The following is a 21,800-nucleotide window of genomic DNA, read 5'->3' on the forward strand; positions in this document are numbered from 1 at the left end:
ATGACACCTTAACCTCCCGTTGAAAGAAAGCTCACCACCACACGGCAGCAAGTACCCCTTCAGCGTAGAAGGTTTAGGGCATAATTGTTATTCAGATTCGATATCTGCCTTATCTAAACCAAAGGCTTTATGTAATGCATTGACGGCAAGCTCCATATGCTTCTCATCAATCACAACAGAGATTTTAATCTCAGAGGTAGAGACCATACGAATATTGACGTTCTCTTCAGCGAGAACACGGAACATTTTCGACGCCACACCCGCGTGAGAGCGCATGCCCACACCGACTAATGAGACCTTGGCAATGTTGTCGTCGCCACGTAGCTCGCCACCACCCAAAGACGGGATCACCGTCTCTTCAAGCAGCTTCTTCGTCGCTTTGTAGTCACCCTTGGCAACCGTAAAAGTGAAATCGGTATAGTCTCCGGCGGGGGCCACATTCTGCACGATCATATCGACTTCGATATTAGCATCGGCAATGGGACCCAGAATGCGCGACGCGACCCCAGGTACATCCGGCGTATTGAGCAGGGTTAGTTTTGCTTCATTCTTGGTAAAGGCGATACCGGAGATCAGTGGTTCTTCCATAGCGTCCTCGTCTTGGTCAGCTTCTGCAACAATTAGGGTACCGGGGCCGTCTTCAAAGCTCGACAGCACCCGCAGGGGCACGTTGTACTTACCGGCAAACTCTACCGCGCGGATCTGCAGTACTTTAGAGCCGAGGCTTGCCAGCTCCAGCATCTCTTCCACGGTGATACTCGATAAGCGTTGGGCTTTGGTACATACGCGGGGGTCGGTGGTGTATACCCCGTCGACATCGGTGTAAATCTGGCACTCGTCGGCGCCGAGCGCTGCAGCTAGCGCCACCCCAGTGGTGTCTGAGCCGCCGCGACCCAGCGTGGTGATATTGCCGTCTTCGTCGACCCCTTGGAAACCGGCCACAACCACTACCTGTCCGTCTTCAAGGTCGGCTTTCAGGTCGTCGGTTTCAATGCGTTGGATACGTGCTTTGGTATAAGCGCTATCGGTATGAATACCCACCTGGGCGCCCGTATGGGAAGTAGCAGGTACGCCGATCTGCTGAAGCGCCATGGCGAGCAGTGAAATAGTCACCTGCTCGCCGGTCGACAGCAGCATATCCATTTCGCGCGGCGCGGGTTCGTCGTTAAGCGCCTGCGCCATGTCCGTCAGGCGGTTGGTTTCGCCGCTCATGGCGGAGACCACGACCACCACCTGATGGCCTTGATCGCGGAAACCCTTAACCTTTTCCGCTACGGCCTTGATACGCTCGACAGAGCCCACCGAAGTGCCGCCGAACTTCTGTACGTATAGTGCCATATGCCGTTTTTCCTATGCGTTCGGGAATGGAGGATGAAAGTGTTATAAGTTTTAAATAAATAATAAGGCCGGTAGCAATAATGCCACCGGCCTTAAGGTTTAGCTAAGAACGTTTTCCAACCATGCCGGTACGCTCTTCAACGCATCCGGCAAGGCGTCGGGTTGACTACCTCCGGCTTGGGCCATATCAGGACGGCCTCCACCCTTACCGCCTACCTGAGAGGCGACATGATTCACCAGTTCACCGGCTTTCACTTGTCCGGTCAAATCCTGGGTTACCCCAGCGATCAGGCTTACTTTGCCCGCGGTCTGGTCGGCAACGCCCAGGATAATCACTCCCGAGCTGAGCTTGTTCTTAAGCTGATCAAGGACGCCGCGTAGATCTTTGCCTGACACGCCATCCAACTGCGTCGCCAGCAGCTTCACGCCGTTGATCTCCTGCACCTGGCTAAGCATATCGCTACCTGCAGCACTGGCCAGCTTGGCTTTGAGCTGCTCAAGCTCTTTTTCCAGACTCCGGTTACGCTCAACCAGTGACTCTACCCGCGCCTCGACCTGCTCTGGCTTAGTCTTCAACCGTTCGCTAAGACGCTCAAGACGGGCTTCCTGCTCTCGGAAGTAGGCCAGCGCATTGTCGCCGGTGATCGCTTCGATACGGCGCACGCCGGACGCAATACCTACTTCGCTCATCACATGGCAGCAGCCAATATCGCCGCTGCGTGCCACGTGGGTACCACCACACAACTCGATAGAGAAGTCGTCGGCGCCAATGGTCAGTACGCGCACGTTCTCGGCATATTTGGCCTCAAACAGCGCTGCCGCGCCTTTGGCCTTGGCTTGATCCAGGCTCATCTGCTCGATCTTGGTCGGCGCGTTAGCCAAAATCTGCTCATTGACCAGCCGCTCGACTTCCGCTAGCTGCTCGGCGGTCATCGGCTCGAAGTGACTAAAGTCGAAGCGCAGGCGCTCGGCGTTAACCAACGAACCTTTCTGCTGTACGTGATCACCCAACACCATACGCAGTGCTTTATGCAGCAGGTGGGTGGCGGAGTGATTGCGGATGGTAGCTTTACGCAAGCTTGCGTCCACTTCGCCGCGCACATTGGCACCGACACTCAGTGAGCCTTCAACCATTATGCCCTGGTGTAAATGATGACCGCTCTGCTTCTGGGTATCAGTGACCTGGAAACGGCCGCCGTCGACATACAGGTAGCCGGTATCGCCTACCTGACCACCGGACTCGCCGTAAAACGGCGTGCGATCGAGTACCACGACGCCCTTCTGCCCGGCTTCCAGGGCGGCTAATTCGTTGCCTTCGCTGTCGACCAGCGCCGTTACCTTGGCCTGATCTTCCAAACGGTCGTAGCCGGTAAAGGCTGTTTCGCCCTCCAACTCAATAGAGGCGCTGTAGTCGGCGCCAAACTGGCTGGCCGCCCGTGCACGCTCACGCTGGGCCTCCAAGGCCTGCTGAAAGCCCTCTTCATCCAGGGTAACGCCACGTTCACGGCACACATCGGCGGTGAGATCGAACGGAAAGCCGTAGGTATCGTAAAGCTTGAAGACGGTTTCACCCGGCAGCACCTTGCCGTCCAACTCAGCCAGGGCCACGTTCAATAGCCCCATACCGTGATCCAGGGTGCGAGCGAACTGCTCTTCTTCTTTTAGCAGCACGCGGGCAATTTGATCGCTCGCTTCACGCAGTTCCGGATAGGCATCGCCCATCTCAGCGTCCAGCGCCTCGACCAGCTTATGGAAGAACGGCTCCACCGCACCCAGCTTGTGGCCATGGCGAATCGCGCGGCGAATAATCCGGCGCAGCACATAGCCGCGCCCTTCGTTGGAAGGCAGCACGCCATCAACAATCAGGAAGGCGCAGGAGCGGATATGGTCGGCAATCACGCGCAGCGAAGGCGTGGCGGTATCCGGGTGGCCGGTGGCTTTGGCTGCGGCCTGGAGCAGGTTCTGGAACAGGTCGATTTCGTAGTTGGAGTGCACGCCCTGCATCACAGCGGCGACCCGCTCCAGCCCCATACCGGTATCGATAGAGGGCTTGGGCAGCGGGTTAAGCGTGCCGGCAGCATCACGATCAAACTGCATGAACACTAAGTTCCAGATCTCGATATAGCGGTCGCCATCCTCTTCCGGGCTGCCCGGCGGGCCACCCCAAACCTCTGGACCATGATCGAAGAAAATTTCCGAACTGGGGCCGCAGGGGCCGGTGTCGCCCATTTGCCAGAAGTTATCTTCATCCAGCTTGGAGAAACGCTCAGGATCGATGCCGATTTCATCTTTCCAGATGCGCTCAGCTTCGTCATCGCTGATATGCACCGTTACCCACAGTTTGTCTTTAGGCAGACCCAGCGTTTCGGTCAGAAATACCCAGGCAAAGCGAATAGCGTCGCGCTTGAAGTAGTCACCAAAGCTGAAGTTGCCCAGCATTTCAAAAAAGGTATGGTGGCGCGCGGTATAGCCGACGTTGTCTAAATCATTGTGCTTACCACCCGCGCGCACGCAGCGCTGCGCAGAGGTGGCGCGCACGTAGGGGCGCGGATCGCGGCCTAGAAACACATCTTTAAACGGCACCATGCCGGCATTGGTGAACAGCAGCGTCGGGTCGTTGCCCGGTACTAAGGAGCTAGTGGGTACAATGGTATGCCCCTGCTCTTCGAAGAAGGTGAGAAAGGCCTGTCTAATCTCTGCGCTTTTCATAGGGTATCCGTAACAAGAAAGCGTGATGTCCCAGGGCGCTGTCACCGCTACCCTCAGGGGTCGCAAAGCAGCCATTATAGCGCAGTTGTCAAACGACTAAAGCCGCACTTAGTGGCAGAAAGGCAAACAACTCGCGACAGAAGGGCAACAACGATGAGAACAACCCGACCGACAAGCGTATTAGAGCACTACTAGAAATGTAAGAGGGGGGGATATTTTATCGGCTGGAGAAAACGTATTACAGGCAGGAGAGCGCATAGCGGATTTGCTCAAAATCGAAGCCGCGGTTGGCGAGAAAACGCTCCCGCCTAGCGCGCTCTTTGGGTGTCTCACCGGGGCTATCGAAGCGCCGCGCCAGGGTTTCCCGGGCCAGCTCAAACCAGTCGATCTGCTCGCCCTCCTCGACCTCTGCAAATGCACTATTGAGGGTTTCCTGGTCAACGCCGCGCTGGCGCAGCTCGCCTTTAATACGGATCACGCCCTGCCCACGCAGAATGCGTGAACGGACGAAACTGGCCGCAAAGCGAGCATCAGACTGAAGCCCTTGTTCGATCAGAGCGTCTAGGCACTCATCAATAGCGTCGTCGTCGAAGGATTTCTTCTTTAGCCTTTGGGCAAGCTCGGCGCGGGAGTATTCGCGCCGAGCCAGCAAGCCAATGGCGATGTCACGGGGCGTGGCATCGCGCTGGGAGGTGAACGCCATCAAGTCGCCTTAAAGCAGATCGTCGTCGCCCGCTTCTGCTTCAACAGGAGCTTCGGCAGCGGCCTCTTCTTTCTTGGGGTCAGGCTTGGCTAGAAGCTGTTCGCGAATCTGCGTTTCGATTTCAAGCATGATCTCTGGGTGCTCTTCGAGATAGAGCGCCGAATTCGCTTTACCCTGGCCGATTTTCTTACCTTTATAGCTGTACCAGGCACCTGCTTTATCGACTAAGTTGCACTGCACGCCCAGGTCGATAACTTCACCGGCGTGGTAAATGCCTTTGCCGTAAAGAATCTGGAATTCAGCTTGGCGGAACGGCGGTGCCACCTTGTTTTTAACCACTTTCACACGCGTTTCGTTACCGGTGACTTCATCGCCCACTTTAACCGAGCCAGTGCGACGAATATCCAAGCGTACGCTAGAGTAGAACTTAAGCGCGTTACCACCAGTGGTGGTTTCAGGGCTACCAAACATAACGCCGATCTTCATGCGGATCTGGTTGATAAAAACCACCAGACAGTTGGCGTTTTTGATATTACCGGTGATTTTACGCAGCGCTTGCGACATCAAACGCGCCTGCAGGCCGACGTGGGAATCACCCATTTCGCCTTCGATTTCAGCACGCGGCGTTAGCGCGGCGACCGAATCGATAACGATGACGTCGACACCGCCAGAGCGTACCAGCATGTCGGTAATTTCTAGCGCCTGCTCGCCGGTATCAGGCTGGGAAACCAGCAGGTCATCCAGATTGACCCCCAGCTTTTCGGCATAGCTGGGATCAAGGGCGTGCTCGGCATCCACGAAGGCACACACTTTGCCCTGCTTTTGCGCCTGCGCAATCACCGAAAGGGTCAGGGTGGTTTTACCCGACGACTCCGGGCCAAAGATTTCGCAAACTCGGCCAAATGGCAGGCCGCCAATGCCGAGGGCAATATCCAGACCTAATGAGCCAGTGGAAACCGACGGCATGACGACACGCGGTGCGTCGCCTAGACGCATGACGGTGCCCTTGCCGAACTGACGATCGATTTGGGTGAGTGCAGCGTTTAGCGCTTTAGTGCGGTTGTCATCCTGAGCCATTCAGAGATTCCTCATAACAAGCTGTATAATTACCCAGTAGTATGCCAAAGATTGCGCCGTAAACAAATCCTTGATTACCCTTTCGCTCAACTATTTTACCCATTCATGCTTACCAACCTACTCACACGGCTATTTCTTATTGCTCGCTTTCGCCCGAGCATCTAACCGAGCTACCAGCCCTGCCAGGGCCTGACGCACGGCTTGCTCGCGCACCGCTTGGCGATCACCGGGAAAGTGGAAACGTTCAGCCTGCTGATCATCGGCATCTCCCCAGGCCAGCCAAACGGTACCCACCGGCTTTTCATCGCTGCCGCCATCAGGCCCGGCCACACCGCTAACCGCCACGCCCAATCCCGCACCGCTCTCTTGGCAAGCGCCGAGCACCATGGCTTTCACCACCTCTTCGCTTACCGCGCCGTGTGCTGCCAGTATGGCGTTTGGCACGCCCAGCAGCCGGGTCTTCGCCGCATTCGAATAAGTCACATAGCCAGCCGTAAAGTAGGCTGAGCTGCCCGCTGTTGAGGTGATCGCGCTGGCAATCCCCCCGCCGGTGCAGGACTCTGCGGCGGTTACTTCTACATTTAACTGCTGACAAAGCCGCCCCAGGCGCTGAGCCAACAGCGTTAAATCAAGATTTTTCAGGCTAGATATGCTGGGCACTATCGTCGCTCCTTCAAGTGAGTCGTCAGTTCAGCGTAGAATACTGCGTTTAGCTTGCTTTAAAAAATTGCCCATGCCGTAAGCCGAGATGGCTTGCGCCACGCTCAATCAGGACGCCCATGTCACAGGCCATTCCCCCTAATACGCCAATGATCACGCAATATTTAAAGATCAAACGCGAACACCCCGAGGTTTTGCTGTTCTACCGGATGGGGGATTTTTACGAGCTGTTTTTCGACGACGCCAAGCGCGCCGCCGCGCTGCTGGATATTACCCTTACCCAGCGCGGGCAATCTGGCGGTAAACCCATCCCGATGGCGGGCGTGCCCTACCACAGCGCGGAGGGATATCTGGCGCGCTTGGTCGCCGGTGGCGAGTCAGTCGCCATCTGTGAACAGATTGGCGACCCAGCTACCAGCAAGGGTCCCGTTGACCGCCAGGTAGTGCGCATCGTTACTCCCGGCACACTCCATGATGAAGCGCTGCTTGATGCCCGCCGTGACAACGTACTGGTGTCCGTCTCCCCTGGAAAGGAGAGCTGGGGCCTAGCTTGGCTGGAGCTCTCCAGCGGTCGCTTTAACGTGCTGGAAGTGGCGAGTGAAGCGGAAATGCTTGCCGAGCTCACCCGCCTCTCCCCCGCCGAGCTGCTGGTGCCTGAAAGCCTGACGCTGCCAGACGCTTGGTCGCAAAAGCGCAGCCTGCGCCGCCAGGGTGAGTGGCTATTTGATTTGGAGAGTGCTACTCGCAGCCTGTGCGACCAGTTTGAGGTGCAGGATTTACGCGGCTTTGGCTGTGCACACTTAACCACCGCTTTGATTGCTGCCGGGGTGCTGATCGATTACGCCCGCGACACCCAGCGCTCGCGCCTGCCCCATGTCACCGCGATCAGCGTTGAGAACCGCGACGATGCCGTGGTGATTGATGCCGCCAGCCGCCGCAATCTGGAAATTGATATCAACCTCGGCGGCAGCAGCGACAATACGCTGGCCAGCGTGCTGGATACCTGCACCACCGCCATGGGCTCGCGGCTACTCAAGCGCTGGCTCAACCGGCCATTACGCCAGCGCGACATAGTCCAGAACCGCCATGCGGGTGTGGCGCTGCTAAGTTTAGATGCGGCCTATATAGCACTGCGCGAGACGCTGAGCGACGTAGGCGATGTGGAGCGGATTCTGGCCCGGGTAGCGCTGTATAGCGCCCGCCCCCGGGATTTGGCACGCCTGCGCGATGCGCTGGTCACTCTGCCTACTCTGGAGCAGCAGCTCAGTGAGGTAGAGAGCGGTAGTACGCTGGACAACCTGCGCCCGCATATTCGCCCTTACCCGGAAATGGCCGATATGCTCAGCCGTGCACTGGTCGAAAATCCACCGGTGGTGATCCGCGATGGCGGCGTAATTGCCGATGGCTTTGACGCCGAGCTCGACGAGCACCGGGGCATGGCCGAAAACGCTGGCGACTACCTTATTCAGCTAGAAACTCGCGAGCGTGAGCGCACCGGGCTTGCCAATCTCAAAGTCGGCTACAACCGAGTGCACGGCTACTTTATTGAGCTACCCCGCGCCCAGGCTCAGCAAGCCCCCGCCGACTATATTCGCCGCCAAACGCTGAAAAACGCCGAGCGGTTTATTATTCCCGAGCTCAAAGAGTTTGAGGATAAGGCGCTGTCGGCCAAATCCCGTGCCTTGACGCGTGAAAAGTGGCTTTACGACCGCCTGCTTGGCGACCTGAATAACAGCCTTCACGCCCTACAAAGCACCTCTCAAGCGCTAGCCGAGCTGGATGTGCTGTGTGCCTTTGCCGAACGCGCCGAAGCGCTGAACTGGGTGCGCCCAACGCTCAGTGAAAGCACCGGCATCCAAATTGATGCGGGGCGCCACCCGGTAGTGGAGCAGGTCAGCGAAACACCCTTTGTGCCTAACGACGTAACCCTCAACCCAGACCGGCATATGCTGATCATTACCGGCCCCAACATGGGCGGTAAATCGACCTATATGCGCCAGACAGCGCTGATTGCCCTGCTGGCGCACTGCGGCAGCTTTGTGCCCGCCGATGCCGCTGAGATCGGCCCACTAGATAGAATCTTTACCCGTATAGGCTCGTCGGATGATCTGGCAGGCGGTCGCTCTACCTTTATGGTCGAAATGACCGAAACCGCCAATATCCTCCACAACGCCACCCAGCAAAGCTTGATTTTGATGGATGAGATCGGCCGCGGCACTAGCACCTTCGATGGCTTGTCACTGGCCTGGGCAAGCGCCGAGTATTTAGCAAAAGGGCGTGCCTTAACGCTGTTTGCCACCCACTACTTTGAAATGACCGCCCTGCCCGAACACGCCGAAGGAGTGGCTAATATTCACCTAACGGCCACCGAACATGGCGACAGCATCGTATTTATGCATCGCATCGAAGCTGGCCCAGCCAGCCAGAGCTACGGCTTGCAGGTGGCTCAGTTAGCGGGCGTACCGGGGCATGTTATTAAGCGTGCCCGCGAAAAATTGATGAGCCTGGAGCAGCGCGATGTGGATAACACCACACAGATGCCGCGGACCACTCCACAGCAGAATGACTTGTTCGCCGCGGCGCCACATCCGGTGATTGAGGCGCTTGAAAACGTCGATATGGATGACTTAACACCACGGGAAGCGCTGTCACTGTTGTATCAGTGGCGAGACCTGATCTAATGGTGCTTATAGAATGCAAGTCTATCAGTGAGATTCAGGTGCCAGGGCAGGTTGTAGCGAGGGTCTTTCGACAAGGATGTCGAAAGTAGCGCCCACGGATGGGTTTACAGCGCCCTCGCGGAAACCTGTCCTGGCATTGCTACCAACCGGAATCATATGGTGCTTGCCGACAGGTAGGCGCACCTCTAGAATGTCGCTCAAACTTTTAGCTTATAAAAAACGGCTGATTTATAACCATTCACGATTGATCATGGCCGAGAGATACCCGGCCCTGCAAGAGGGATAGCAAGATGACGTTTGTCGTTACCGAGAACTGCATCCAGTGCAAATACACCGACTGTGTGGAAGTCTGCCCGGTCGACTGTTTTTATGAGGGCCCGAACTTCCTGGTCATTCATCCGGACGAGTGTATCGACTGCGCACTGTGTGAGCCCGAGTGCCCCGCCGAGGCAATATACTCAGAGGATGAGCTGCCTGAAGGCCAAGAGACCTTTATTGAGATTAATGCTGATATGGCAGAAGTGTGGCCCAACATTGCCGAAAGAAAGGATCCGCTACCCGATGCCGAAGAGTGGGACGGCAAGCCAGGTAAGCTTGAGAAACTAGAGCGCTAAGCCTAGCGAACGCAAAGCGTCGTTTTAAAATCAGCGACCACTTATTAAAACCAGCGCTTTTTCAAGACAGTGTTGGTTTTTTTATTGCATCGCTATTTTATGGCATCGTGAAACTGACAACGCCAAATTACGGGCAAAAAAAAGGCGACCCGTAGGCCGCCCGCTCCAAGCACTTCCTCTGACCACTCCCTGGATCAACCTCCTCAGATGACTTCCTTGCCGGGGCCTAACTCACTTTAACACCCAGCGCATCTGGCCTTCATCCCGTTGCATCCTGCCTAAAGCATCCTTGCCTCCCCGTGTCCTGTGTATATAGTGGCAGAACCCGGCAGCTTCTCAACAACGCCAAAATACAAAAGGCGAGTCTTAACGACTCGCCTTTTTCTAACGATTATCCATTAAAAACAATCACTTAAATTTAAATTAGTGAAAAATTTCGTTTTTTCTTACCCCAAACCGAGCGATTCTCGTCGGCATTTGTAAGATATCTCTTACAAAATCTTGAGACATCTCTTACAAGCCCCACTTAAAAATCGCTCGATATTGCCGTTTTACTGCCCCTTAATGGCTTTCAGGCCAGGATAAGTCACCTCACCCAGCTCCGCTTCAATCACCAGCAAGCGGTTGTACTTGGCAACCCGATCAGAGCGGCACAGTGACCCCGTTTTGATCTGCCCAGCGCAGGTGCCCACTGCCAAATCGGCAATGGTGGTATCTTCCGTTTCACCAGAGCGGTGTGAAATCACCGCTGTAAAGCCTGCGTCCTGAGCCATCTTGATGGCATCCAGCGTCTCGGAGAGCGAGCCGATCTGGTTGAACTTGATCAAGATAGAGTTACCAATCTGCTCATCAATACCGCGCTTGAGAATCTTGGTGTTGGTGACAAACAGGTCATCGCCCACTAGCTGTACTTTATCGCCCAGCTTATCCGTTAGCGCTTTCCAGCCCGCCCAATCCGATTCATCCATACCGTCTTCGATGGACACGATCGGGTAATCGGCGCACAGACCCGCCAGGTAATCAGTAAAGCCCTGGGCGTCGTAGCTTTTGCCTTCACCGGAAAGGTTGTACTGGCCGTCTTGGTAGAATTCGGAAGACGCACAATCCAGCGCCAGAGTAACGTCTTTACCCAGGGCATAGCCGGCATCACCAACGGCTTGCTTAATCACTGCTAGCGCATCGGCGTTAGATGCTAGGTTAGGTGCAAAGCCGCCCTCGTCACCCACTGACGTAGAAAGACCTTTTGCCGACAAAACCTTCTTCAGCGCGTGGAAAATTTCTGCGCCCATGCGCAGCCCTTCGCGGAAGTTAGCCGCGCCCACCGGCTGCACCATAAACTCTTGGATATCAACATTGTTATCCGCGTGCTCGCCGCCGTTGATGATGTTCATCATCGGTACCGGCATGCTGTACTGACCCGGCTGACCGTAGAGTTCGGCAATGTGGGCATACAGCGGCACACCCTTGGCGTTAGCGGCGGCTTTAGCGGCGGCCAGGGAAACCGCTAGAATCGCATTAGCCCCCAGATTCGCTTTATTCTCGGTACCATCCAGCGCCAACATGGCATCGTCCAGGCCGCGCTGGTCGCGTGCATCCATCCCCATCAACGTATCGCGAATCTTGCCGTTGACCGCTTCGACTGCTTTCAGCACGCCTTTGCCCAGATAACGCGACTTATCGCCGTCGCGTAATTCTAATGCTTCCCGGGAACCGGTTGAGGCACCGCTGGGGGCACAGGCTTCACCGACAGCGCCACTGGCAAGGCGTACCTGCGCCAGCACGGTCGGGTTTCCACGCGAATCCAGCACTTCCAACGCACTGATAGCAACAATTTTGGTCATGGCAGTTTCCTTTACGGTAGGTCGGATAAAATTATTAATATAACGTCCTGCTTAGCGAATCGTCAGCGGCTCAAACCCTTTGACCAGCGCATCTAACTGGACCAGTTGGGTTAAGAACGGCTCTAGCTGGTCCAGTGGTAGTGCACAGGGGCCATCGCATTTGGCGTTATCAGGGTCAGGATGGGCCTCTAGAAACAGCCCTGCAAGGCCGACCGCCACACCTGCGCGGGCCAATTCGGCTACCTGCGCCCTGCGGCCATCAGCGCTGTCGGCGCGCCCACCGGGGCGCTGCAGCGCGTGAGTGACATCAAAAAACACCGGATAGCCGGTTTGTTTCATATCGCCAAAGCCAAGCATATCAACAATCAGGTTGTTGTAACCAAAGCTTGAGCCGCGCTCGCAGAGCATCAACTGATCGTTGCCCGCTTCCTGAAACTTGCTGAGGATATGGCGCATTTCATGGGGCGCCAAAAACTGCGGCTTTTTGATATTGATGACCGCACCGGTTTTAGCCATGGCGACGACCAAATCGGTTTGGCGGGCCAAAAAGGCGGGCAGTTGGATAATATCGGCGACTTCAGCGGCCGCTTCCGCCTGCCAGGGCTCGTGCACATCGGTGATGATCGGCACGTTGTGGCGGGCTTTGATATCGGCCAGAATCTGTAGGCCCTTCTCAATACCCGGGCCGCGGTAGGAGTTGATTGAGCTGCGGTTGGCTTTATCGAAACTGGCCTTGAACACATAGGGCAACCCCAGCTTTTGGGTCACCGTTACGTAGGCTTGAGCAACTTCATCGGCAAGCTCGGCTGACTCCAGCACGTTCATGCCGCCCAGCAGCATCAGCGGTAAGGAATTGCCGGCGGTTAAGCCGGCAACGTTAATATGACGCTCTTGCGGTTGTCCTTGAGACTGTTCTTGAGACTGTTTTTGAGACAGCTCTTGAGACCGGTCTTGAGAAGCCATGCTTTTGCCCTCTTATTCCTGCGCATTCGCATGGGCGCGACTACGCGCTGTTTTGTGATCCAAGGCGGCGTTAACAAAGCCCGAGAATAGTGGGTGGCCATCGCGGGGAGTAGACGTAAACTCCGGGTGGAACTGGCAGGCTACATACCAAGGATGATCCGCCAGCTCGATCATTTCGACCAGCGATTGATCAACGCTCTTGCCTGAGATTACCAGCCCTGCCTTTTCAAGCTCATCGATAAACTGGTTATTGACCTCAAAACGGTGGCGATGGCGCTCAACAATCTCTTCGGAGCCATAGGCTTCCCGCGCCTTAGAGCCCGACGCCAAATGGCACACCTGGCCGCCCAAGCGCATGGTGCCGCCTAAATCGGACGCCGCATCACGTAGCTCGATTTTACCTTCCGGGTTCAGCCACTCGGTAATCAGCCCCACTACCGGGTGCTGGGTATCGTGGGTAAACTCGGTAGAGTTGGCGTCGTTCCAGCCCGCCACATTGCGGGCAAACTCAATCACCGCCACCTGCATACCCAGGCAGATGCCTAAATAAGGCACGTTATTTTCGCGAGCGAATTGCGCGGTCAGAATCTTGCCTTCTACGCCGCGTTCGCCAAAGCCGCCGGGCACCAGAATGGCATCTTTACCTGCTAGACGCTCAGTGCCGTGGCGCTCAATATCTTCGGAATCAATATAGTCAACGTTGATCTTAATGCGCCCTTGAATGCCGGCGTGAATCAGCGCTTCGTTAAGCGACTTATAGGCATCCAGCAACTCCATGTATTTACCCACCATGGCGATGCTGACGGATTTGAGCGGGTTCAGCTTGGCGTCCAGCACCTTCACCCATTCGGACAGATCAGCTTCGGGCGCTTCCAGGCGCAGCTTATCGCAAACGATCTCATCCAGACCGTGTTCATGGAGCATCAACGGAATGCGATAGATGGTATCGGCATCCTGCAGCGGCACTACCGCGCGCTCTTCGACATTGGTGAACAGGGCGATTTTACGCCGCTCGCTCTCTTCCAGCTCCACTTCGCTGCGGCAAATCAGAATATCCGGCTGAATACCGATCGAGCGAAGCTCTTTAACGCTGTGCTGGGTCGGTTTGGTTTTGGTCTCGCCGGCCGTCTTGATGTAGGGCACTAGCGTTAGGTGCATGAACAGCGCGCGGTTAGCGCCCTGTTCACTACGAATCTGGCGGATTGATTCCAGGAACGGCAGCGATTCGATATCACCGACCGTGCCACCAATTTCCACCAGCGCCACATCAAACCCTTCACCGCCCGCGTAAACGCGTTCTTTAATCTCGTCGGTGATATGCGGAATGACCTGAACGGTGCCGCCCAAATAATCGCCACGACGCTCTTTGCGCAGTACGTGCTCGTAAACACGGCCGGTCGTAAAGTTGTTGCGCTGGGTCATTTTGGTGCGAATAAAGCGCTCGTAGTGGCCGAGATCAAGGTCGGTTTCGGCGCCATCTTCTGTGACGAATACCTCACCGTGCTGGAAGGGACTCATGGTGCCCGGATCCACATTGATGTACGGGTCGAGCTTGAGCATGGTGACCTTAAGGCCGCGGGCCTCTAAAATCGCCGCAAGCGAGGCGGAGGCGATGCCCTTGCCAAGAGAGGACACAACGCCGCCGGTCACGAAGATATATCGTGTCATGGAAAACCTGTCGAAACGTGATCAAAAGGCGTAACAGAAAGCCACACCAGGATGGGATGACAGAATAGCAGAGTACGCCTAAAGGCTCAATTTGAACTGAGCAGTCAAAACCTACTCAGCAGAATCACACTTGCGCCGCTGCCCCAGCGATGGGTCTCCGCGAGGGCGCTGAGAACCCATCCCTGGGCGCTACTTTTGTCGTCTGACCGCCATGGTGGGCTGGTTTAAGTTAGGTATTGCTGTCGATTAATGAAGAGATGTGCTTGCCAGCAAGCCAAGCATTTTACTTTGGGGAGTCGCATAAGGAATTACCCGAATCTGATGGCTGCTGCTTAGATCGGCGGCAATCTCTCGGTAGACTTTTTGCTGATCAGCATTGCTACCCGTAGGCTCTTTGCATATGAAAACGGTGTCTCTTGGCATACCGCCGTGCTTGGCCAAACGATTCATCTGCATGATCCAGCGATCACCCTTATCAATGATGCTCTTCGTATCATCCAAGTCGAATGAAAGAGGACGAATAGCTTGGGCAGTAATGCCACCGCTTTGCCACACAAAAGGAAAGGTGACGTGATATAACTCATCACCCAGCTTCTCCTCTCGGTAGGTGCGATCGGTGAACTGCTCCTTGAGTAACGTGTTGATACGACGTTTCAACTTAGTTTCTGCGTCTTCTCGCTGCGTAAAATCATGGCAAACATAGCGATTGAATAGCTCTTGCAGTGTTGCGGCCGGGTTGTCGGTGGCAATGGTGCCCGGCTGGCTAAATCGGAACATCGTCTCGCTAGGTGCAGTTAGGTGCTTGAATAAACCTAGCTGCAAAGCGGTGTCGTAAGGGTGAGCATTAGCCAGTTCAGCTACTCGATGGATTTCTTTTGCAAAGGCTTGCCGAGCATTCGTGAAAACAGCTGGATCTAGCTTGTCGAAGAAATTGGTGATGCGTTTGCGCGTACGTGTTTCGACCATTTCAAGGAATTGACCATTATTACAGACCATGACGATTCCCAGGTTCGCGAACTCACCTGTCTCGGGATAGGGCTGAAAGCGCAGCACTGCGTAGTTGCAGATGATGCTCATACCATTCTCCAAAAATCGCCATTGTGGATGCGGTTAAGTAACTCAAAACGCTCATCCAGTGCGGGGTGAACGAGTGACTCTTCATCCCTGCTCCTTATACTGGTTACAGATGCCATGGAAGCTAGCTTCCATGGCTGGCACACCTGAACCATACAGGTTGATGTGCGCCCCTGCTGCAACACCAACCGTGCAGCTCTCACTGAAACGTCAATAGGCGCTAAAGTTTGTCTTACATAAATGCCTTTAGCCTAATGGGCGCCATAGTTTCCGGGGCTTATTTGTCTTTGCGAAGAGTGAAACGACTAAGCAATGGCAAATAAGCATATTTAGTAACGTTTTAAACGCCCAGGTAATCCAGAATACCTTCGGCTGCCTGGCGACCTTCATAAATCGCCGTAACCACCAAGTCAGAGCCGCGCACCATATCGCCACCGGCAAAGATTTTTTCGTTGCTGGTTTGAAAGGCGTACTGGCCGTGCTCCGGTGCGGTGACGCGGTCACGCTCGTCGACCTGAATATTGGCACTATCGAACCACGGCGCGGGACTGGCCTGGAAACCGAAAGCGATGACCACGGCATCTGCCGCGATGATCTCTTCAGAGCCGGGCACCACTTCCGGACGCTGACGGCCGTTTTCATCCGGCTCGCCCAATCGAGTGCGTACTACCTTGACGCCTTCAACTTTCTCTTCACCGACGACTGCGACCGGCTGACGGTTGAACAGAAACTCCACTCCCTCTTCTCGGGCATTGGCGACTTCACGGCGCGAACCCGGCATGTTGCCTTCATCACGGCGATAGGCACAGGTCACGCTGGTGGCGTTTTGGCGAATAGAAGTACGGTTACAGTCCATCGCCGTATCGCCGCCGCCCAGCACCACCACGCGCTTGCCTTCCATAGAGATATAGTCGTTCGGGTCTTTTTCGAACCTTAGGCAGCGATTAACGTTGGCGATCAGGAAATCGAGGGCCTTGTAAACGCCCGGCAGATCTTCGCCGGGGAAGCCGCCTTCCATATACTTATAAGTGCCCATACCCAGGAAGACCGCGTCGTACTCCTGCATCAAGGTCTCAAACTCGATGTCGGTGCCGATTTCGGTATTCAGGCGGAACTCGACGCCCATCTCCTCAAAGACCGCCCGGCGGCGCTCCATCACACTCTTTTCCAGCTTGAACTCGGGAATACCGAAGGTCAGCAGACCGCCGATTTCCGGGTACTTATCAAATACCACCGGCTTGACGCCATTGCGCGCCAGAATATCCGCACAGCCCAAGCCCGCCGGGCCTGCACCAATGATGGCAACTTTTTTATCCGTCCACACCACCTTGGACATATCCGGGCGCCAACCCATGGCAAACGCCGTATCGGTGATGTACTTCTCCACCGAACCGATCGTCACCGCACCAAAGCCGTCATTGAGCGTGCAGTCGCCTTCGCATAGACGATCCTGGGGGCACACGCGGCCACACACTTCGGGCAGTGAGTTGGTTTTGTGCGACAGCTCGGCGGCTTCAATTATGTTGCCTTCCACCACCAGCTGCAGCCAATTGGGAATATAGTTGTGAACCGGGCACTTCCACTCGCAGTACGGGTTACCGCAGTGCAGGCAGCGGTGCGCCTGGCTGGCCGCATCGGTGGGCTTGAACGGCTCGTAAATTTCCGCAAACTCTTTGGCACGGGCGCGGGCGTCTTTCTTTTGTGGGTCTTGGCGACCCACATCAACAAACTGAAAATCGTTATTTAAACGGTTAGCCATGGTCTCTCTCCTGTCAGCGTGAGGGGCATAAGCGGGTTATTGCGGCTGACGCCGAGACTGATCCAGCAAACTACCTAAGCTTGCCGCTTTTGGCTTAACCAGCCAGAAGTGGCGCGCATAGTCGCTGAAGTCTTCCAAAATAGCCGCCCCACGCGCGGAACCCGTCGCGGCCACATAGGCTTCAATCATTTCACGCAGGTGTCGACGATATGCCTCCATTGCCTCTGTGTTAACACGATGAATTTCGACCAGTTCGTGGTTGTACTTGTCCACGAAGGTGCGATCTTCATCCAACACGTAGGCAAATCCACCGGTCATACCCGCACCGAAGTTCACCCCGGTTTCACCCAGCACGCAGACCAGGCCGCCGGTCATATATTCGCAGCAGTGGTCGCCCGCACCTTCAATCACCGCTGAGGCGCCGGAGTTACGCACGGCAAAACGTTCGCCTGCGGTACCAGCGGCAAACAGCGTACCGCCGGTAGCGCCGTACAAGCAGGTATTACCGATAATGGCGGTTTTGTGGCTCTCAAACTGGCTAACTTTGGGCGGCACAATGACGATACTGCCGCCATTCATGCCCTTGCCAACATAGTCGTTGGCATCGCCTTCCAGGAAAAGATTCAACCCACGGGCGTTCCACACCCCGAAACTCTGCCCCGCCACGCCGACAAACTTAGCCGTCACCGGCGTGGCTTCCAGCCCTTCTTCACCGTAGCGCTTGGCAATCGCGCCAGAAGTGAGCGCACCCACGCTACGGTCACAGTTAGTGATGGTGAAATCAAACTCACCACCCGACTGACTTTCAATCGCATCCTTTAATGCGGCTAACACTTCCTGGTTCTTAGCACCGGGATCGTGAGGCACGTTACGGCTGACCTTACAGAACTGCGGCGCATCTTTGGGCACAAAATCATTGGCCAGCAGCGGCATTAAATCGAGCTTACGCTGGGAAGCGGTATTGCCTTCCAGTACTTCCAGCAGATCAGTACGCCCGATCAGGTCAGTGAGCTTGCGAACGCCCAGCGCCGCCATCAGTTCACGCACTTCTTCGGCGATAAAGCGGAAGTAGTTTTTGACCATATCCACGGTACCGCGGAAGTGCTCGCCGCGCAGAAAGTCGTCCTGGGTGGCAACGCCGGTGGCACAGTTATTGAGGTGACAGATGCGCAGGTATTTGCAACCCAACGCCACCATCGGCGCGGTGCCAAAGCCGAAGCTTTCAGCACCCAGAATCGCCGCTTTAACAACGTCTAAGCCGGTTTTAAGGCCGCCGTCGGTCTGCAGGCGAATCTTGTCGCGCAGGCCGTTGATGCGCAGCGCTTGGTGCACCTCCGGCAGTCCCAATTCCCAGGGCGAACCGGCGTGCTTGATGGAGGTCAACGGACTCGCCGCCGTTCCGCCATCGTAGCCGGACACAGTAATCAAATCCGCGTAGGCCTTGGCCACGCCAGTAGCGATCGTACCGATACCCGGCTCGGAAACCAGCTTGACCGATACTTGGGCGTCCGGATTGACCTGCTTAAGGTCAAAAATCAGTTGCGCCAAGTCTTCGATAGAGTAGATATCATGGTGCGGTGGCGGAGAAATGAGCGTCACGCCGGGCACCGCATAGCGAAGCTTAGCGATCAATTGATTCACTTTACCGCCAGGCAACTGGCCGCCCTCGCCGGGCTTGGCGCCCTGGGCGACTTTAATCTGCAGCACTTCCGCGTTGACCAGATACGCCGGGGTAACGCCAAAACGGCCGGAGGCGATCTGCTTGATTTTCGAGCTGCGAATCGTGCCGTAGCGTGCCGGGTCTTCACCACCCTCACCGGAGTTAGAGCGCCCACCCGCTTCGTTCATGGCCTGGGCCAACGCTTCATGAGCTTCCGGGGAGAGCGCGCCTAGCGACATGCCCGCGCTGTCAAAGCGTGGCAGCAGCTCTTCAACCGGCTCTACTTCATCCAGTGAAAGCGGCGTTTCTACAGGCTTGAGCTTGAGCAAATCGCGAATAGTGGCCACCGGGCGCTCGTTGACCATCTGGGCGAACTTCTTCCATTTGATGTAACTGCCTTCCTGAACCGCAGCCTGCAGCGACATCACCACATCAGGGTTATAGGCGTGGTACTCGTAGCCATGCACATACTTGAACATGCCGCCCTGGGAAATTCCTTTACGGGGAATCCAGGCATCTTTGGCAACAAGCGTTTGCTGCATCTGCAGCTCGGCAAAACCGGTGCCTTGGATGCGCGATGCCATGCCCACAAAGCACATATCCATCACTTCATCCGCCAGCCCCACTGCTTCAAACAGCATCGAGCCACGGTAGGAGGCCAGCGTCGAGATACCCATTTTGGACAGGATCTTGAACAGGCCTTTCTGCAGACCTTTACGGTAGTTCTCACGGCCATCCGCCGGGTTACCGGTCAGTTCGCCGGTGCGGTGCATATCCGCCATCACTTGGTAAGCAAGCCACGGATACACCGCCGTAGCACCCACCCCAAACAGTACCGCCATTTGGTGGGCGTCCCTGGCGTAGCCGGTTTCCACCACGATATTGGCATTGGGACGTAGCGCCAAACGGCCTAAGTGAGAGTGCACGGCACCCACCGCCAAGGCGGCTTGAATGGGAATCAGCCCTTTAGCCAGCTCGGCATCGGTCAACACCAGAATGACTTTACCGGCGCGCACTTGGGCTTCGGCCTCTTCACACAGCGCTTTGAGCGCCTGGTGCAGACTCTGTTGCTCAGGGTCGTAGCCCAGCGACAGCGTATAACTGGCGAAGGCCGGGTCGTCCTGGCTCACCAGCGCGGTAAATTTGCGCGGTGACAATACCGGCGTGGTTAAAATCAAACGGTGAGCGTGCTCAGGCGTGGCTTTAAAAACATTCAGCTCCGCGCCGCAGCAGGTTTCCAGCGACATCACGATTGCTTCGCGCAGCGGATCAATTGCCGGGTTGGTAACCTGGGCGAATTTCTGACGGAAATAGTCGGTCAGCAGACGCGGACGGCTCGACAACACCGCCATGGGCGTATCGTCGCCCATTGAACCAACGGCTTCCTGGCCGCTCTCTGCCAGCGGGCGCAGCACCTGGTCGCGCTCTTCAAAGCTAATCTGGAACATCTTCTGTTGCACGTTCAGCGCATTGCTGTCCATGTTTTGAAAACGCGCCAGCTCGGTGAGCGCCGACTCCAAATAGTTGGCTTCCTGCTTTAACCAACGCTTGTAGGGGTAGGCAGATTTCAGCCGTTCATCGATATCGCTGGTGTGCAGTACTTCGCCGGTCTGGGTATCCACGGCGAGCATTTGTCCAGGGCCAACGCGGCCTTTGGCGACCACGTCTTCCGGCTTATAGCCGTAGGTGCCGATTTCCGACGCCAGGGTGATATAGCCATTCTTGGTAATTACCCAGCGCGCCGGGCGCAGGCCGTTACGGTCAAGCATACATACCGCTTGGCGGCCGTCGGTCATGACCACGCCTGCGGGACCGTCCCATGGCTCCATATGCATGGAGTTGTATTCGTAGAAGGCGCGCAGCTCGGCGTCCATGGTTTCGACGTTCTGCCAAGCGGGCGGCACCATCATACGCACCGCACGGTGCAGCTCCATGCCACCGGTAAGCAGCACTTCCAGCATATTATCCATGCTGGAGGAGTCGGAGCCGGTGGTATTGACGATCTCGTCCAGCTCGGCGATATCCGGCAGGCGCTCGTTCACAAAGTTGGCCTTGCGCGAATTTGCCCAGCCGCGGTTGGCCTCAATGGTGTTGATCTCGCCGTTATGCGCCAACAGGCGGAACGGCTGCGCCAGTGGCCAACGGGGCGCGGTATTGGTCGAGAAGCGCTGATGGAAAACACAAATGGCGGTTTCCAGGCGCGGATCATTCAAGTCCTGATAAAACGCCGGTAGATCTTCCGGCATCACCAAGCCTTTATAGGAGACCACTTCTGACGACAGCGAGGCAACGTAGAAATCCTCTTCGCCACGCAGCGCCTGCTCCGCACGGCGGCGGGCCATAAATAGGTCAACATCGAAGTGCTCACCCTGGCCAGGCTGCACAAACAACTGACGAATGCGCGGCAGACAGTCGAGTGCCATCGGGCCACAAACGCTGGAATCAGTCGGCACATCGCGCCAGCCCAGTACATTGAGGCCACGCGCTTCTAGCGCTTGAGTAAGCGTATCGCGGGCATGCGCCTCACGGGCGTCGTCGTTGGGCAGGAACACAACGCCAACGGCAAAGCGCTCACCTAGATCAGCATCAAACGCCTCTTTGGCCAGCTCCTGCATAAACGGCGTGGGCATTTTAAGGAGCAAACCACAGCCGTCACCGGTTTTTCCGTCGGCAGCGATGCCGCCCCGGTGGGTCATGCAGGTCAAAGATTCAATGGCAGTTTTCAGCAAGTCGTGGCTAGCCTGGCCTTCCATATGGGCAATCAGGCCAAAACCACAGTTATCGCGAAACTCGCCAGGCTGGTGAAGACCTCTATTCATGGGCGTGCCTCTACTAGTCAGCGTATTTTTTTAGCAGCGTTCTTATGGTATAAAGGACGGTTTTGCTTTTTTTATAGTGCTAATAACCTGCCCAGAATGGGGTGCTTCCCACGTTCGCTGCCGCAACAAAATGGCCGGTCAGCATAGCGATTGGTGGCCACTTTGCGCAATCTCTTGGCACCTGCAACGCTAGAGAAACTCTTTTCAAATCCTGTATTTGCATTCTCATTCAAG

General features: G+C 56.0%; 13 protein-coding genes. 2 read left to right on the top strand and 11 right to left on the bottom strand.

Translation table 11 applies throughout. The features are described 5' to 3' along the window. Window positions 1–87: 87 nt before the first annotated feature. The 5 genes from QT230_RS04875 to QT230_RS04895 all read right to left on the bottom strand — a co-directional run bounded on the left by QT230_RS04875 (window position 88) and on the right by QT230_RS04895 (window position 6,490). Window positions 88–1,338 (bottom strand): aspartate kinase, encoded by a 1,251-nt coding sequence (locus QT230_RS04875; RefSeq protein ID WP_308320463.1) that lies wholly within the window; start codon window positions 1,336–1,338, stop codon window positions 88–90. Window positions 1,339–1,437: 99 nt separating this feature from the next. Continuing rightward, window positions 1,438–4,047 carry an alanine--tRNA ligase gene (gene alaS, locus QT230_RS04880; protein WP_308320464.1) on the bottom strand — a complete coding sequence of 870 codons (2,610 nt, stop codon included), beginning with the start codon at window positions 4,045–4,047 and terminating at the stop codon, window positions 1,438–1,440. Between the two features lie 238 nt (window positions 4,048–4,285). Beyond that, window positions 4,286–4,750 carry a regulatory protein RecX gene (locus QT230_RS04885; RefSeq protein WP_308320465.1) on the bottom strand — a complete coding sequence of 155 codons (465 nt, stop codon included), beginning with the start codon at window positions 4,748–4,750 and terminating at the stop codon, window positions 4,286–4,288. Window positions 4,751–4,759: 9 nt separating this feature from the next. Next, a complete protein-coding gene (gene recA, locus QT230_RS04890; protein WP_308320466.1) occupies window positions 4,760–5,827 on the bottom strand; it encodes a recombinase RecA in 1,068 nt (355 codons plus the stop codon). 129 nt (window positions 5,828–5,956) lie between these two features. Next, window positions 5,957–6,490, bottom strand: coding sequence for a CinA family protein (locus QT230_RS04895; RefSeq protein WP_308320775.1), 534 nt, complete (start codon window positions 6,488–6,490; stop codon window positions 5,957–5,959). A 116-nt stretch (window positions 6,491–6,606) separates the two neighbouring features. Between QT230_RS04895 and mutS the strand changes: the two genes are divergently transcribed. Then, window positions 6,607–9,168, top strand: a complete 2,562-nt coding sequence (gene mutS, locus QT230_RS04900; RefSeq protein ID WP_308320467.1) for a DNA mismatch repair protein MutS — start codon at window positions 6,607–6,609, stop codon at window positions 9,166–9,168. Between the two features lie 290 nt (window positions 9,169–9,458). Next, window positions 9,459–9,782: a ferredoxin FdxA gene (fdxA, locus tag QT230_RS04905; protein WP_308320468.1), complete on the top strand. Its 324-nt coding sequence runs from the start codon at window positions 9,459–9,461 to the stop codon at window positions 9,780–9,782. Between the two features lie 551 nt (window positions 9,783–10,333). On the opposite strand, the gene eno is transcribed toward fdxA, so the two are convergent. The 6 genes from eno to gltB form a co-directional block, all read right to left on the bottom strand. Next, window positions 10,334–11,623, bottom strand: a complete 1,290-nt coding sequence (eno, locus tag QT230_RS04910) for a phosphopyruvate hydratase (protein ID WP_308320469.1) — start codon at window positions 11,621–11,623, stop codon at window positions 10,334–10,336. A gap of 51 nt (window positions 11,624–11,674) precedes the next feature. Then, entirely contained in the window at window positions 11,675–12,586 is a 912-nt protein-coding gene (kdsA, locus tag QT230_RS04915) for a 3-deoxy-8-phosphooctulonate synthase (RefSeq protein ID WP_308320470.1), read from the bottom strand. 12 nt (window positions 12,587–12,598) lie between these two features. Continuing rightward, window positions 12,599–14,254 carry a CTP synthase gene (locus QT230_RS04920; RefSeq protein ID WP_308320471.1) on the bottom strand — a complete coding sequence of 552 codons (1,656 nt, stop codon included), beginning with the start codon at window positions 14,252–14,254 and terminating at the stop codon, window positions 12,599–12,601. Window positions 14,255–14,500: 246 nt separating this feature from the next. Further along, the gene (locus tag QT230_RS04925) at window positions 14,501–15,331 is read right to left on the bottom strand and encodes a DUF3037 domain-containing protein (protein WP_308320472.1); all 831 of its coding nucleotides are present in this window, start codon (window positions 15,329–15,331) and stop codon (window positions 14,501–14,503) included. Window positions 15,332–15,668: 337 nt separating this feature from the next. Continuing rightward, the gene (locus QT230_RS04930) at window positions 15,669–17,087 is read right to left on the bottom strand and encodes an FAD-dependent oxidoreductase (protein ID WP_308320473.1); all 1,419 of its coding nucleotides are present in this window, start codon (window positions 17,085–17,087) and stop codon (window positions 15,669–15,671) included. Window positions 17,088–17,123: 36 nt separating this feature from the next. After that, window positions 17,124–21,566, bottom strand: coding sequence for a glutamate synthase large subunit (gene gltB / locus QT230_RS04935; protein WP_308320474.1), 4,443 nt, complete (start codon window positions 21,564–21,566; stop codon window positions 17,124–17,126). Between the last annotated feature and the right edge of the window lie 234 nt (window positions 21,567–21,800).

It is taken from the genome of Halomonas sp. SpR8, assembly GCF_031010195.1.
Classification (GTDB): Bacteria; Pseudomonadota; Gammaproteobacteria; order Pseudomonadales; family Halomonadaceae; genus Vreelandella.